Annotated in this window: 13 protein-coding genes and 1 tRNA gene; 5 read left to right on the top strand and 9 right to left on the bottom strand. The window is 48.8% G+C overall.

The window, feature by feature from the left end:
• Positions 1–57: 57 nt before the first annotated feature.
• Entirely contained in the window at positions 58–3,654 is a 3,597-nt protein-coding gene (locus ACFOUO_RS03480) for a hypothetical protein (RefSeq protein ID WP_380702195.1), read from the top strand.
• A gap of 50 nt (positions 3,655–3,704) precedes the next feature.
• Here ACFOUO_RS03480 and ACFOUO_RS03485 read toward each other — a convergent pair whose 3' ends face one another.
• Positions 3,705–4,901, bottom strand: a complete 1,197-nt coding sequence (locus ACFOUO_RS03485) for a glycoside hydrolase family 5 protein (protein WP_380703231.1) — start codon at positions 4,899–4,901, stop codon at positions 3,705–3,707.
• 367 nt (positions 4,902–5,268) lie between these two features.
• Here ACFOUO_RS03485 and ACFOUO_RS03490 point away from each other — a divergent pair, with 367 nt between their 5' ends.
• Both ACFOUO_RS03490 and ACFOUO_RS03495 read left to right on the top strand, forming a co-directional pair.
• Positions 5,269–5,847: a hypothetical protein gene (locus tag ACFOUO_RS03490; protein ID WP_380702197.1), complete on the top strand. Its 579-nt coding sequence runs from the start codon at positions 5,269–5,271 to the stop codon at positions 5,845–5,847.
• A 403-nt stretch (positions 5,848–6,250) separates the two neighbouring features.
• Positions 6,251–7,153, top strand: a complete 903-nt coding sequence (locus ACFOUO_RS03495) for a hypothetical protein (protein WP_380702199.1) — start codon at positions 6,251–6,253, stop codon at positions 7,151–7,153.
• 906 nt (positions 7,154–8,059) lie between these two features.
• Here the strand turns inward: ACFOUO_RS03495 and ACFOUO_RS03500 are convergent.
• The 5 genes from ACFOUO_RS03500 to ACFOUO_RS03520 form a co-directional block, all read right to left on the bottom strand.
• Entirely contained in the window at positions 8,060–8,245 is a 186-nt protein-coding gene (locus ACFOUO_RS03500) for an SMI1/KNR4 family protein (protein WP_380703233.1), read from the bottom strand.
• Positions 8,246–8,561: 316 nt separating this feature from the next.
• Positions 8,562–8,999, bottom strand: coding sequence for an SMI1/KNR4 family protein (locus ACFOUO_RS03505; RefSeq protein ID WP_380703235.1), 438 nt, complete (start codon positions 8,997–8,999; stop codon positions 8,562–8,564).
• Positions 9,000–9,017: 18 nt separating this feature from the next.
• Positions 9,018–10,457, bottom strand: coding sequence for an HNH/ENDO VII family nuclease (locus ACFOUO_RS03510; RefSeq protein ID WP_380702201.1), 1,440 nt, complete (start codon positions 10,455–10,457; stop codon positions 9,018–9,020).
• 409 nt (positions 10,458–10,866) lie between these two features.
• Complete coding sequence (locus ACFOUO_RS16610; RefSeq protein WP_449329107.1) at positions 10,867–11,049, bottom strand: putative immunity protein; 183 nt, start codon at positions 11,047–11,049, stop codon at positions 10,867–10,869.
• A 71-nt stretch (positions 11,050–11,120) separates the two neighbouring features.
• Positions 11,121–11,205 (bottom strand) — tRNA-Leu (locus ACFOUO_RS03520).
• Between the two features lie 420 nt (positions 11,206–11,625).
• Here ACFOUO_RS03520 and ACFOUO_RS03525 point away from each other — a divergent pair.
• Complete coding sequence (locus ACFOUO_RS03525) at positions 11,626–11,988, top strand: hydrolase (protein WP_380702203.1); 363 nt, start codon at positions 11,626–11,628, stop codon at positions 11,986–11,988.
• A 157-nt stretch (positions 11,989–12,145) separates the two neighbouring features.
• On the opposite strand, the gene ACFOUO_RS03530 is transcribed toward ACFOUO_RS03525, so the two are convergent.
• On the bottom strand, positions 12,146–12,646 hold the full coding sequence (locus ACFOUO_RS03530) for a BsuPI-related putative proteinase inhibitor (RefSeq protein ID WP_380702205.1): 501 nt from the start codon (positions 12,644–12,646) through the stop codon (positions 12,146–12,148).
• A gap of 206 nt (positions 12,647–12,852) precedes the next feature.
• Here ACFOUO_RS03530 and ACFOUO_RS03535 point away from each other — a divergent pair, with 206 nt between their 5' ends.
• Entirely contained in the window at positions 12,853–13,485 is a 633-nt protein-coding gene (locus tag ACFOUO_RS03535) for an NAD(P)-dependent oxidoreductase (RefSeq protein ID WP_380702207.1), read from the top strand.
• A 71-nt stretch (positions 13,486–13,556) separates the two neighbouring features.
• Here the strand turns inward: ACFOUO_RS03535 and ACFOUO_RS03540 are convergent, their stop codons facing one another.
• Both ACFOUO_RS03540 and ACFOUO_RS03545 read right to left on the bottom strand, forming a co-directional pair.
• Complete coding sequence (locus ACFOUO_RS03540) at positions 13,557–13,949, bottom strand: thioesterase family protein (RefSeq protein ID WP_380702209.1); 393 nt, start codon at positions 13,947–13,949, stop codon at positions 13,557–13,559.
• 2 nt (positions 13,950–13,951) lie between these two features.
• Positions 13,952–15,457, bottom strand: a complete 1,506-nt coding sequence (locus ACFOUO_RS03545) for an aldehyde dehydrogenase family protein (protein ID WP_380702211.1) — start codon at positions 15,455–15,457, stop codon at positions 13,952–13,954.
• Between the last annotated feature and the right edge of the window lie 60 nt (positions 15,458–15,517).

A 15,517-nucleotide genomic window follows, 5' to 3' on the forward strand; every position in this document is an offset into this window, starting at 1 on the left:
ATAATATTGAAAATACATGCGGGTGGACAGCGCTTTTCGCCCGAAGGAGTCAAGAGTATGAAAGGTTGGATCCTGCTAGTCTTCCTATTATTTGCCCTCGCTTCGACAATCCCCTTCCGGGCGCGGGCGGAAATCCAGCCGCCCGCCAAGACCCGAACCACTTGGTATACGGCAAATAAGGTAGCCAATGCACGGCGCAACATCGAAAAATATGACTGGGCCCGAGAGACCCGGGACAACGCGGTCCAGGAAGCGGACAAATACCTAGCCTGGGGAGCGGAAAGGCTCTGGAAAACCGTCACCCCTCAATCGCTTCCTCGTAGCTTTGCTGTCAATTTGCAGAAGGGCTCCCCCATCACGGGGGAAGAATTTAATAAAAAGTACGGATACCGGGGATGGTTGGCGGATCCGAAGAATGAGCCTTGGAAGTTGACCGACCCCTCTAGCGGTTACCGATTTCCCACGAACGACTTCGCTTCCTATTATGAAAGCGGTCTGGACGAACACGGGATTTTCGACCCCAAACGGGCCGATAAACGTTTTCTTAAAAATGAACTCTACCCGGAAAGAGGGGAAAATTGGGGCGTCGACGACGGTACCGGATGGGTAGATCGGGAGGGGAACCGCTGGACGTTTGTCGCCTACTACAACCACTGGCACATCTGGCATGGAGGGGTGGTTGACACGGCCTTGCGTGCCTTCCGGGACGCCTATATTTACACGGGAGATCTCCAATACGCCCGCATAGGAACGATCCTCCTCGACCGGATCGCTGATGTTTATCCGGCGATGGATCTTTCAGCCTACGATCCAAAAATCTATCTCAACTCCCACGGCGGCACCGGCAAGGGAAAAATTCGAGGGAGCATCTGGGAAGCCACCGCCGTTACCGAATATCTAGCCGCTTATGACGCCTTCTTCCCCGGAATGGAAGCATCGGGGGCTGTCGACTTTCTAAGGGAAAAAGCGGGCCAATATCGATTGGAAAACCCCAAAGACAATATGGCCGCTGTGCGGAAGAACATTGAAGACGGCCTCTTCCGTCAGATTTTCCCCTCGGTGAAAGAAGCCAAAATCCGAGGTAACTTTGGTATGCACCAACGGACACTAGCCATGGCGGCAGTCGTATTGGATGAACCGGAAACCTCGGAAGCATGGATCGATTGGATCTTTCAATACGGACAGCTCTTTTCCCACCCGGACTGGCGATTGACCGGAGGCAATGTGCTTACCACTCTCGTCGATCAAGTGGATCGAGACGGCTTTGGAGACGAACCCTCGACACAATACAACAGTTACTGGCTAGGTCAGATCCGCGGCGTTGCCGACATCCTGGAGGGATATGACCGGTATCCGGAAGCTAACCTCTATAAAAACCCGAAGTTCAAAAAAATGTTTGACACCCGGTGGCCCCTTATCATGGGAGACCGCTACACCCCCACCATCGGGGACTCCTTCAAGTCAGGAAATCCGAGAATCGTCGGCACATCCGCAGAGCACGTAAGAGCCTTTGAAACATTCGGTGACCCCGTTTATGCCCAGGCGGCACACTATCTGAATGGCCAATCCCTCGACGGACTGCACGGGGACATCTTTTCTCCTGATCCGGAAAAGGTTAAGCGAGAGATCGGGCAAGTGATTTCCTCCCGAGGAACCCTAAACCCCGCAAGTGACAATCGGACCGGGTTCGGCTTTGCCGCTCTACGGGACGGCCGAGACCTCGAGCCAAAAGAAGGGCTCTCCCTCTCCTTTTCTGATCTCACGCTCCAAGAAGCCGGCGGGGAAATATCAGACCACCAGGGGTCTCTCTACCTGGAAACCGATGAACAGGCGAAACGGATCCCTGAAGCCTTCCAGCTTCCCGAGGATTACTTTGCAGACAGTGAAACCCTGCGTATGGCAGCTGACCGGGAAGGAAAACAAATTACCTTCTCCTTCCGCACCCCAAAAAGCGACCGCTTTTGGCTCAACCTGGACATCTTGCGAGCAGTGGACCATGGTCAGTATAAGGTAATTCTAGACGGCAACCGATTGGGTGAAGTCGACTTTTTCGGTGACACCGGGAAAACCCGGCCCATCTCCCTGGGCAGTACTTTTCTCGATGCCGGAAAACATACACTCTCCTTTATCAATATCGGCAAAAACAAAAATGCCTCGGGCTACGGACTCGGACTTTCTCGGCTTCTCCTGCAAACCAAGCAAGAGAAAAAACATCGAATCCAATCCGCGCAGGAAGACAACAAACGGGGGCTCTGGCTCTATTACGGCCGCAACATTGTCGGACGCCACGGGCATAAAGACACCCTCAACCTAGGCTTCCACGCCTTCGGTCTCGACCTCTCCCCCGACTTGGGCTACCCAGCGGATTTCAAAACCCGGACAGAATGGGTTTCCAATACGGTCAGCCACAATACGGTCGTCGTGGACAAAGGGAAACAAAAGGATCACTGGGTCGGCATCCCCCGGCACTTTGAAGGGGGAGGGAAGGTCCAGATTGCCGACGTAGAGGCCCCCCGGGTCTATCCTCAAACCGAACGTTATCGCCGCACCACCGCTATGGTGAAGATCGACGAAAATACTTCCTACGCCGTGGATTTCTTTCGCATCAAGGGAGGACAGAACCACCACTTCAGCTTTCACGGAGCCGAAGGGGATGTGACCACCGGCGGGTTAGACCTTATCCCTCAGGAAACAGGGACCTATGCCGGGCCGGATGTCCCCTTCGGTCAACGGGAACCGGATCAGCCGGAAGGCTGGAACTACGCCGGAAGCGGTTTCCATTACTTAACCCGAGTAGAGCGTGACGAACAACCGGCAAGCCCTTTCTTTGTCGACTGGAAGGTGAAAGACACCTGGAATGTGCTGCCGACAAAACGGGATATCCACCTTCGCCTTACCATGCTGAACCCGGTGAACGAAGTCGCCCTCGCCGACGGACAGCCGCCCAACTTGCCGGGAAATCCTGACTGGCTTCGCTACCTCATCGCCCGGCGCAGCGGGAACAACCTGGAAAGTCAATTCATCTCCCTAATCGAGGCCTATGAAGGGGAACGCCAGGTTCGCCAAGTCAAACGGGTCTCTCTCACACGAAACGGAAAACCCGTCTCCACGGAAACCGCTGCCGCTCTGAAAGTGGAACTCGCCGACGGGCGTGTGGATACCCTTATCAATTCCCTGGATCCCGATGCACAATATACCGTGGACGGACGAATCGCTTTCCGCGGCTTCTTCGGCTTTCTGTCCGAAAAGGGCGGAACCCCCCTACACGCCTTCATTAGCGATGGAACCACCCTGTGGCTGAAAGGCCGTTCCTTGGTTCAACACCATCGGAACCACCTGGAAGGAACCGTCATCGATTTCACCCGAAATCTCACACGAAAAAACCGGCTTCTGATCAAAACGAAAGGAATCCTCCCTCAACCGAATTGCCTGATCGGTCGCTATCTGTATGTAAACACAGACGGCGAACGGAATGCCGTTTACCGCATTCAAGGCATCCGGCGAGTATGGGGCAACCGTTACATCATCGACCTGGGGGATACGACCCTGATACGCCGATACAAAAATCCTGAAGACGAAAACCAAGGGTTCATCCCTAACATCCAACCGGGAGCCAAATGGCGTATCCCTCTCGCCATCGAGTGGCACAGATAAAAGAACCGCAGCCCAAATTGGCTGCGGTTCTCAATGTATTTGCAAGGGATTTATTTAGCTAGCTCTTTTTTGATCACATTCCAGAGCGGGTTGTCTTTCCGCACTTTGATCGGATTTCCCTCTTCATCCCAGCGGATTTTATCCGTACCTAACTCGTAATCCATCCCCGTCCACGTGTCTTCCCGGAAAGCATAGAAGGACCAATGCCATCCATTTTCATTGAAGATGGAAATCAAATCCTTAAGATAAGTGGATGCGCCTGGAACGGTGCGGTTAATCCCAAATTCCTCCGCGATGATCCGGTTGGCGGGAATATCATGCCGCTGAGACCACTCCCGCACCGGGCGCAAGAACTTCCTCAGTTCGTTCTTGTCCCAGTACTTGGCGATGGATTTTTCTCCGACTTCAACCGTTCCCGGATATTTATACTTTTTCTGTTGGTTCTCCCGTTGACTCGTCAGTTCATAGGGCTCATACATATGAAAGGCGTAGAGGGTTTTCTTGTCCTTGACAGGCTGGAGATATTTAAAAGCCCACGGCGTCGCATACAAGCCAGCATCTAAAATAATCGGGGTTTCTTTGTCCACCGTACGAATGGATTTAACCACCCGCCGGTTCAACGCGTTCAGATCAGCCGGTGTCTTCTCCACTTTTTGATACCATTCGTTGAAATCTTGCGTCCAGAAATCAGATAAAGGGTTGGTTTTTTCTGTCTCAGGGTGTGGCTCATTTACGATATTGTACCCGATCACAGCAGGGTGATCTTTCAGTTCCGAAGCGAGATCCTTCCAAAAGCGTGCCGCTTGCTTATGATACTTCTTGTTTTGCCAGATACGGTCATCATTTTTATTCCCATTAAATTGCCGCCAGCGGTCCCCCGGCAGGGAAAGCATGGTGATCACCACTTTGATATTTTGCGATTGGGCGGCATCCAAATCCTTTTTCAATTTCTTCAGGTCGCTTCGTACCAATCCCTTATAATTGTCGGCATTTCCAATCAGGAAATCCCGCTTAGGATTCGGATCCGGCTGATCTTCAAACAAAAATTTCTCATCCTTCGCCCATTTATCAGGAGCCAACCGGATAAATTGGATATTAGCCGCTTTCGCTGCCCGATATTCTTCAGGGAGCGACCTGCTGTTCATCATGTTCGCCCCTTTTCGCTGGGTGTCCCAAAAATCCATTTTCGACTGATCTTTCCCAGATGCTTCCGCCACCGCTTTTCCCGATGTTTGGCATCCCAGCATGGCAAGACTGAGTAGACTGATGGACGCGAGGATAACGGCAATTTTTTTCATGGTATCCCTTCTTTCCCTAGGTGATTGGCTCCATGATCCAAAGATCGGAAAGATCTTCCGCAGGTAGGTTTCATTTCCGTATACATAGTAACACGATATATATGTATAGGCAATGTATTTTTCGTTTTCGGTAACGGCCATCGTTTAAACCAAAGAAAAAAGAGCCCATCCAAGATGATTGGATGGGATCAGAAGCTTTGGAATATGCAGAATTTAGCAACCGCAATAAAGCTGAAACGACGATGTCCTTTTATGACAGTTTATAATACAATAGGTAACCAGGCTTTAAACTTATGATCTTAGTGTGGAGGGATTTATGTCTATCTGGGAGTTCATTGGGATCATCGTTGGCATTGTTTTTCTATTGATGACGCTATTCATATACAAAAACTCGGATGAAAAAGACAAAGAACAATTAGGGTTTTTCGGAATGTTATCTGCCCCTATTTTCTTTACCTTGGTCATTCTTCTTCCGCTTTTTGGCATTGGATTGGTGTATTTCCTCTTGCTATACGGAACTAACTTTTTGTTTGATAACAGTTTTTCGGGGAATTGGGTTGATTTAATTCTAGCCGGGTTTTATCTGTCCATCTGCTTTTTCTTCGTTAGCCTTTTCAACGGCCCGTTGAAGGCTTTGTTATATTTGTTGGTTAAACCCGCTTGGCGAGATTATGTACTTCTGCCCATCAGCGTTCTCTTGAATGCTGTAGCCATTCATATTTTCCTGGATCTATTACCCGAGGTTGAACCCCGATCCTTCTGGGCATCCACCTTCTTGGCTGGTTTGTTTTGCTTGGTTGACATTTGGGGATCTAAAGGGATCGATAAGCTAGAGACCATGGGCAAGAAGAAAAGAAAGCGAAGGAAGAAGCAGAAAAATAATCATGTGACTTAAATGCTAATTATCAAATCATCTATGATAAAATTTTTTAAAAGGAAATAAACGATAAAATAACAAATTTACCCAGAAGGTTATTAGTATACTCCCCATCGATGTCAAATTGTCTGTGTCTCGAATAAGCGAATTTATTACGTACGAAGTCCACTACTCCATTGCAATACGGTCTTCGGATGTCTTTAGATTAATATTTTTAACCCTGATGACATAAAAGTTCCCGCTAAGGATTTAGGACAGGAAATCATTAAGTTGCTGAAGTATTTTGGGGATGATAAGGACGTATTTCATGAAGTTTATTAAGCGGGTTACGCAATTTGTCAATGCATAATTATTGACAATAAGTTCGATTCATAGGACAATGGTGCTATGTTCCAATACCTAAAAAGAATGGAGAGTATAAATGAGCTTATTACAAAATCTTGACAACCCTGTTGTTATAACATTATTGGCCGCTTCGCTACCTGCGGTAGGCACAATTATAGCCGCATTAATTAATAAGAAAATGAAGGATAAAAATAAAAATGATGACGACAACAATGGTTCAGGAGGCACGGGAGGAAATGTCAATTTCAAGGCGCGAAATATTACAAATAGCCGCATCGATATTAATAGAAAATTAATTGACATTGTAAATAACAAATTGGTCTATAATGGTTATCAGCCTGTTAACACATCAAACGGCGGAGATTTTATAGGATACATCGCTACTCTATTACTTATTTTTCTATATGTAAATTATCACACGTATTTTCTGGTAGGATTTATAGCATCATACGCTTTAATTGCTCTATTGTTTGCGTTTCCTATGTATAGAACATTTCGTCTGCTACATACTAATAATATTTTGGTTGCAACATTAATAACCGTTTCGTTTCTCATTAGCATTAATTTGTATTTCCTCTATATAACCCCAAATAATTTTAGTTCAGTGTTCGTAGATGTTCAAAGAGGATTTGATAACTTTAATATAATAGGATTTGATATGCCTTCTGGATTTTTCCTTGTTGTTATGCAAGTTATTGGATTCATGTTTACAGTATTTATTTTTAAAGACTTAATTGGATGGATTTTGTTTCATTTCGCATCGACAAAATTACTTTTGTTAGATGAGGATGAAAGAATTATTACTAAGCTTAGAAGCTGGTTTTGGAGAGGCATGACAAACAACACAAGTAAATATGTCGACAAGATATCTTTTATGATTTATACAGGGATTTTTGCTTTGATACTTTCCACAGGCTTGTTATATTATGTTGCAACAAATTATGCGTATCCAATATTGAACTTGTTAAAAGAAGAGTAGGATGTAAGTTAATTATTTGTGGTAGAACCTCGTCGGGTAGTAGTTTATGCTACGGATTGCTCCACAACCCGAGTATTAGTTACTATACCTAAGATCATCCACACTAGCTCACTTCTATTCGCAGCTTCAACCATAAATATCTGCCATACTGGTCGCCTCTGACTCCTCTAACCCGAAACCGTTGAGCTCAGAAGTCACAACCTCTAACTCGCGCCATATTCTGACCACTAGCTCCTGCTGCCGCGATAATACGGGTATTTCGGATATAATTTCGTTAACGTAAAGCCTACCGCCACCATCTGCTCCATACCGATAGTGACTTCACTGCGCTTTCACTCGGAGATGCACCGAGATCCATCGCCGTCTGTTTAAGCTGTAGCGCCAGATATCGTGCCAACTCTCGAAAATTGCGCCTCGAACACTATACCGGTCTTTGCCGCATGGCCGATACCAATCGCTATAGCTACGCCTGCTATAGCAACAGTACGCCCCGTATCCGTAAAGCCTCTGTTGTGCTGCGTATAGAGGTCCGGATGCAAGATGACATGAAGAAACGAGGACTAAACGGGAAGGAACTTGCCAAGTACTCCGGTGTGGTAATTCATTATATCTTTGTACAAGACCAGGAAAACAATTAATCTAGCGCATACAGCGAAGCTCATGAAGGCACGTGACCTCGATAAAGTTGACGATATGCTGTGCTATGTACCAGACGAAGACTAAACCTCCTATCACAGGCGACTTTCAAAGTCGCTAATTGAGTTTCCGACACTATTTTCCCGCCATAAAATACGCCTCCGTGCTTCCCTCAGGCAATTAAAACAGCATCATGGGGCATTTCTCTATGCTGAAAGCTTCTTTAGTCATAAGCACCAACTTAAAAGCACCCCGCAGGGTGCGTAAAATCTAGTCATTTAATGCGTACAGTTTATCCAGTAATTCTGTAAAGGTATCACAAACGTACTCTATCTTGTCTCCCCAATCATGAAACCAAAAAACAATGGTCGGATTTTCTCCATCTCGATAATCAAAAAGATAAAATTCCCCGCAGGGTCTTCTGCAAATGGGACAATTTCTTTCGGTAAGTCGTATTCATCTCGCAAATCCTCGTATACAACAAGAATGTTATCGTCTTCTTCGCTTAAACTCACCAATGAACCGAAAACTTTTCCTTTGTACGAGCCGAAATCAAAAACATAAGGCTATGGTTGAGCGCCGTCATGCTGTTAGACGCATTCCACAAAATCAGCAGGAAATTTTATGCCTAATTTTTTCTCGACCTCGGAAATCTTTTCGTTGCCTATTTGGTTTCCGTTTTCCCATTGACTCTTTCCCAGATAATCACCCATAACGCTCTCACGGTATGTCCTGAACCTCGATGTACTCTTTTTCATTGGTACCAAATTTTTTAGAAAAAAGACTCATCGTTTATAAGCTTCTCAAGCAAATGTTCGAAGCTATCAGCCATCTCTAACCTTTTTCCTGACTCATGATCAATTACGAATATACTAGGTTCACCGGGTAGAAAGCCTACAGGATCACCATCATAGTCTACACATACAACCACCATTTTATTATAGGGTTCAGGTAGTTTTTCTCTAAATTCCTTTGTCACCTCAACAAATGATTCTTCGGTATCCGACAGGAATTCAGCCACTCTCAAGCCTAATATTTGATATTGTGGCACTCCCCCTGACCCATAGTTGTGCAGATACTCTTTATAGTCATTAGGCAGCTTGACCCCCAGTTCTTTTTCAGCCGATTCAATTTCCCCCTTAGGAACAGGTCCGCCTATTGCCTCTGGGGGATTATCCTGAAGAATATGTTGATGGATTTCATCTTTCATGATCAACCTAACCAGCTCCTATTCAAGCTTTAGAGGAAATTCGTATCCTCTTCTTTGAAGCTCTTCAATGTATCGCGCTCTCCAATAATCTTTTCTATAGTCATCCCATCCAGGTCTTTCTTTACCTATACCGCCTTTATTCCCTAGAGGATGCAACCGACTGGATTTTCCTTGGTGAATACTTTGCGGCATTTCAATCAGCGGCCCTTGCTCTAGTTGTTTCCAGTGGTGGAGGGTGTACAACCCTTTTTTCCCTTTTCCGTATTTAGGGTTTCGTGGTGCAATGCGCTTCTTGAAGTGGTAGATCAATTGCTTATCTGACATGTGCTGGATGGTACGTTGCTGGACGGCAAATTCAAGGGGATTCTTGCGTTGCAGCATCTCATTCCCATAATAAGCGCGATTCGGCTTTTGAATCAACCGACTGTACCCCTGTATTGCTTTTTCAGCCTCTTCTTTATCAATGGTGTACTCGAATTTGCTACTCTGTTTTGCCGCTTGACTCGCCGCCTGCTGTGCCTTCGGAGTAATCCCCAACACAGGAGAAGCTTCTTGAGCTAAATACGCACCGTGCGTGATCCCTCCCGCCAAAATAGCGGATGCAAGGGCATTCTTCCAGTTAATCTTATGCCCTCGGAATAGGTTGTCAGTAATACTACCAGCAGCCCCACCAGCTGAGTTCCCCATAATCTGGGCAACCTTTGTGGTTACATAACGCCCCACCCCACGGGCAACTCCGCCGGAGACTCCACCGCCAACGGCTCCAGCCAGTCCACCGATGGCGGTATCCGCCATGATGGTTTTTAGGTCATTTCCCTGGGCAGCGGAGATACCCCCACCGATGCCGGCCCCGATCAGAATCCCCGCACCAAACGCCTGACCACCAGGAACAAATAGCAATCCTACCCCTGCCGCGATGGTGGCTCCCACAGCAATTTCTTCTTTATGTTCCTTCGTCCATTCCCAAGTAACTTCCCCGGCGTACTTCATGCCTTCCCAAGTATCGGAGGCAAAATCCTTTACGCTCTCCCACGGATGATCCCCAAACTCTTGAGCGTCCTTTTTCACATCGGAAGCCATTTGGGAAGTGGACTCTTTAAAGCCCTCCCATTTCTCTCCTGCTTCTCGCATCAATTTGTCCCAAAAGCCTTCATCCTCAGAAGGTTTACCGTGGTTGGATGCTGATCCCTTTGACGAGTTACCTCCCCGAGTGTCCCCTCCATCTTCGGCAGTGGCTTTACATTCAGGGTCCTTGTTAATGCAATGAATCTGCATTTCAATGACGTACTTCATCGGTTTTTCGATAGCGTATGTAAAGAAGATATTGAGTAGAATCGAGCCGAACAAAGCCGCCACAGCCATCGTGATAATGTACTCGATAGTCGAAGCGCCTTTCTTATCCTGCAAAACCTTTGCACTCATTCGCAGCTTATTACAAAGACGTCGTAAAAAGCCCAAGAAAAATACCACCCCTACCTCTTAGTAGTGGCATTATATCTCGGGCTGAAAAAATAGAGAAATAGACAAAAAGTCGTATATTTTACACTAGTGTTCAAAAAATGTTTCGGGAAAGCTTGATGGCCGGTTCATATTTAACATCACTTTCGTCTGTGATGATCGTCCTCCATATCAAGCAATCGACGGTATTGCCATTGACGCTCCTCGACAGTGTTGATAGCGCTGTCGGTGAAGTCGACGGCATCGGCAGTTTTGGCAGCGTAGGTAGCGGCATGAACGGCATGGCCCGCAACGTGGGCAGTTGCCGCGGCGTGACCGGTGGCTCAGGCCGCATAGCAAGCCGCAGGATGATCGGCATCCCGGGCGGCGGCATGAGCGGCAAAGGCGGCTGTACGGGCCTCACTCATGGCTATTTCACCGCACACCCAGTCACGTCCCGCTTCGATCGCTTGTCGTTCGGAACCTTCTTCTCGAAATATGGGAGTACATGCTCGGCACAGTCAGCCGCCCAGAGCACCGAGGTTTTGTGATCCTGTTTATCCAAAAGCTTAGCAATTGACTGGCTTATTTGTGAATCGATAAATTTTTCCATCCAGATCCATGCCTCTTATAAATAATCTAAAACGACAAAACGCCGGGAAGCTCCCGACGTTTTGCCTAGTTTGGTACCGAAGGTGGGACTCGAACCCACACTCCCGAAGGAACACGATTTTGAGTCGTGCGCGTCTGCCAGTTCCGCCACTTCGGCTCGAAAACAATATGGTTATGAGTTTGTATCGCAATAGCACTCATCTAGCGACAGAAATTAATATAACACGCTCCACGTAAAAAGTCAATAAGAAAAATGCTCCCTTTTTGTGGTCACCCAAATCAAAAGGGTGACTGCAAAAAGGGGGCGATCCGGGAGAGAAGAGCAGTTCATACTACTCTTTCATGTTTACCCATGTCCGGGTCTGCTGGTAGTTGAATCATCTACTTGGATAGCGGAGGCTGGATTCGATGGATCGATGATAAAAACGCCAATACAAACCATGCTAACAAAAGCGACGAGAAGTTTATTCCAGTTCATCTGAGCTGTCAGTCCCTCTATATTTTTCACATAAAAACCTGATCAGTCGGCCACCATAACCCCGACAGACATCCATTCTCAGGGTTCGGGGGGATCGTTATGAAGAAAAAGACCTATTATGTGGCCATCCACTCTGGGGAAACCTTCGGTGAGATTCTTCAAGAGAAGGGCGCTTCCCCTTATGACTTTGAAATCGAGGCGACGGATGAAGAAGTCCGCTCACTAAATATCCTTCTTGGAAATTTTGCAGGTGAAGATGCGGAAACTTTCTGGGACTCCCATATTCCTTTCCAGGCATATAACGAACGCCGGGAAAACGACGGTTATGACCAGACGCTGGAACAGGTCTACCAGCGTATCTATGAGTTGGGCACACCGGAGACAAAGCAACAGATGGAGGAAATGGGCCTCCTCGTCAACCAGCGGCATCAACCCCGGGAAAAGGGGGAGAGGCCAGTTTAAAGAGTTTGAATGGAATGGTTCCAACGGCCTGACCGCTCATGAATCCTTGAACGTCCTTTCGATCGCTTTTCATAAAAGTCCAGTATTCTTGTACCACTGCGGGGTCGTCGTTTTCGACACAGATCTGATGAAAGGCTTGGTTTCCTGTTATAGGGGATTAATTGAAGGGAACGGGCGGTTTCCAGGTGCGTTCTGTTTGTAAGGTTGCAGAGGGAAGTTTTTGACCATTGGCTTCCGTAAGCAAAATCTCCACCCTGACAACATGTTCCCCTTTCACTCGAGTTCCGTCCTTCAGACGCCGGTCCCACTCAGCTTCCCACGTCAATTTTTCCCCGGGTTCCAGTTCGGTGTTATGCTGGGCGCCGTCACTCCCTTTTTCTTCTGGGTATCGAAATACCATCTGTTGTAGGCGATCGACTACCGTGAGCTCCGACCGCCTATCGGATCCAAAGACCAGATGGGCAGACTCGGTCCCCACATTAACCAGTTCCCAGCGAAATCGGGTTTTTTCCTTCCCCTCTTCCACATGGATTCCGAGATGAAGACGAGCCGGTCCCGACTCCTGTGAAGGGGCTTCCCTTCCCTGAAAACACCCCGTCAGTATCCACATTAGGAGTAAAAACCCGCCTGTCCAAACGATCGATCTGCGTCGGATCATATGGATACCCCCCTACTTCCATTGGATGCTGAAGGGTTCGGTCATTATGAAAAAAACGGTTGACTTTTCCCTTCCGATGTAACTACAATGATTACAACGCGAGGTTGTTTGAAAATGATCCGGATCATTCAGACCTCATTTTTTTGAACTAGTTGTAACAATCATGGTTATAACAAAAACACGTGATGGAAAGGGATGAAGAATCCATGAAAATTGCCTTGATTGGAGCTACCGGAACGATTGGCCAACGAATTTTACTGGAGGCATTAAGTCGAGGTCATCAGGTTACCGTTATCGCCCGCGACCCAGCCCGCGTACAAGAAGCGAAAAATGTCCAGGTTGCCATCGGGGATGTATTTAAGCCGGAAAGCATCGCCCGTGCTGCCGCCGGACATGATGCCGTTATTAGCGCCTATGGACCGAAGCACGGTGAGGAATCGTCTTTGTTGACGGCTACCGAGTCCCTGATTGAAGGGGTTAAGCAGTCAGGCGTCCGCCGATTCCTGACCGTGGGGGGAGCTGGCAGTCTAGAGGTAGCCCCCGGCGTACATCTGGTTGATACGCCGGAATTCCCCGATGCTTGGAAACCGATTGCTTTAGCCCATCGAGATGCTTTGGAACTCTACCGGCAGGAAACCGAACTCGATTGGACCTACCTCAGCCCCGCAGCGTTGATTGAACCCGGTGAACGAACGGGTCAATTCCGGACTGGGACGGACCAGCTCATCACCGACAAAAACGGAGACAGCCGGATTTCCGCCGAGGACTTTGCTGTAGCCCTCCTGGATGAACTGGAAAATCCCCGCTTTATCCGCCAACGGTTCACCGTTGCCTACTAAAACCACCGCTTACAAAGCAAAGAGGCGAGAAGCCCCATTATGGAGGGTTTTCGCCTCTTTCGTCTCTCTTATCAGCTCATCGCTTCAATCCGCCTTCGGATGGCACCCGAAGGGAGAATCGCCTGAAGGAAGGTTCCCTCCCCGACAAGGGCCTTGTCGTGTTCACACCAAACCCGGCAAAGAACTTTGCGGGAGGTTACTTCAATCGCTTCAGCCGTGAATGTGACGACTTTTCCCACTGGAGCAGGTGCCCGGTGCTCTACGGAGATGGCCCCTCCTACCCCTTCTTCTCCCGGTTCCAGAAAGGGGAGGATTACCTTGCGGCCTGCCCATTCCATATGGTATACCATGGAGACTGTAGAGAGCACCGGATGAACCTCCACACCACCGAAGGAGGCCGTCATCTCCCGGGTGACCGTCACCTCCAACCGCTCCCGGTGGCCCACTTGGAGTCTCGCTTTCATGGTTAGATCCCGAAGGGATTGAGCGGTTTCGCTCCCACATAGGCGTTAACGCTCTTCGTCTCTGTGTAGAGATTGAGGGTCTCCAAAGCCAGTTCCCGACCGAACCCGGACTGTTTGTATCCTCCGAAAGGTAAGCCCGGCATGGCGGAGAAGGGGTTATTCACCATAACGGTCCCTGCTTTCAACCCGGCGGCAACACGGTGAGCCCGTCCAAAGTCCTTCGTCCAGACGGCGGCAGCCAACCCATAGATGGAATCGTTGGCCTGACGGATCACGTCTTTTTCATCACAAAACTTGATAATGACTACCACCGGACCGAAAATTTCCTCCTGGGCGACACGCATGTCGTTGGTGACGTCGACCAGCACCGTCGGCAGGTACCAGTGCCCGTTTTGGAATTCCTCGCCTTCTGGACGGCCACCACCGTAAAGGAGCTTGGCTCCTTCTTCCTCCCCCAGCTTCACATAGGAGTCGATCACATCCCATTGGTTCGCGGAGATAACGGCACCGAGGTGAGTTTCCTTACTGAAGGTATCGCCAAGCTTCAGCTTTTTCGCCTTGTCCACAAACCGCTCGACAAAGGTGTCATAGATCGCTTCATGGACGAAGAGTCGGGAGCGAGCCTCACAGGACATCCCCGTATTGTAATAAATGCCGAAGATCGAACCGTCTACCGCGGCGTCTAAGTCCGCATCGTCAAAGACGATGCCCGGAGACTTGCCCCCCAGTTCCAGGGTGACTCGTTTCAGGGTCTCGGAGGCACTCTTCATGATGTCTTTCCCGGTACCCGTCTCCCCGGTGAAAGCGACTTTATCCACTCCCGGGTGTTCTACCAGATAGGCCCCGATATCGGCTCCGCTTCCGGTAACCACGTTGACGACACCTGCCGGCACCCCCGCCTCCATGCAGATATCCGCCAAAGCGTAGGCAGTTAGAGGGGTGAGGCTGGCGGGCTTCAAGACGATAGTACAGCCCGCAGCGAGAGCGGGGGCGATTTTCCAGGCGGCCATCATTAGCGGATAGTTCCAGGGGACGATCTGGGCACAGACACCGACAGGCTCCTTACACGTATAGTTAAGGAAACCATTCGGCACCGGTTTCGAATCCCCGGATAGGGTATGGACGGCACCCGCATACATCTCGAAATCCTCAATCGCCTGATGGACCTGCCCTTGAGCGGCGGAGAGGGCTTTCCCGCTGTTGAGCACCTCCAGACGGACCAGATCGTTAAACCGCTCCCGCATAATGGCGGCGACCCGATTAAGAATCTGACCGCGGCGGGAGGCTGGCCATTTCGCCCACTTACTCTTCTCCAACGCGCTGCGAGCGGCGGCCACCGCTTTATCCACATCTTCCCGGTTCCCTTTGGCGACGCGGGAGATGGTTTCCCCGGTGGCGGGGTTGAAGGTGTCAAACCACTCTCCGGAACCCGATTCCACGTATTCACCATTGATCAGGAGTGGGACCTTTTCTTTCAACAGAGCAACCTTGACGTCTTCTTTTAGCATGGATAATCCTCCTTTGGCTGGGTCTTGCCTTTGATATGGATCGAGAGACAGACTTGCCGG

Source organism: Salinithrix halophila, assembly GCF_042650125.1.
Taxonomy (GTDB): Bacteria; Bacillota; Bacilli; order Thermoactinomycetales; family DSM-45169; genus Salinithrix; species Salinithrix halophila.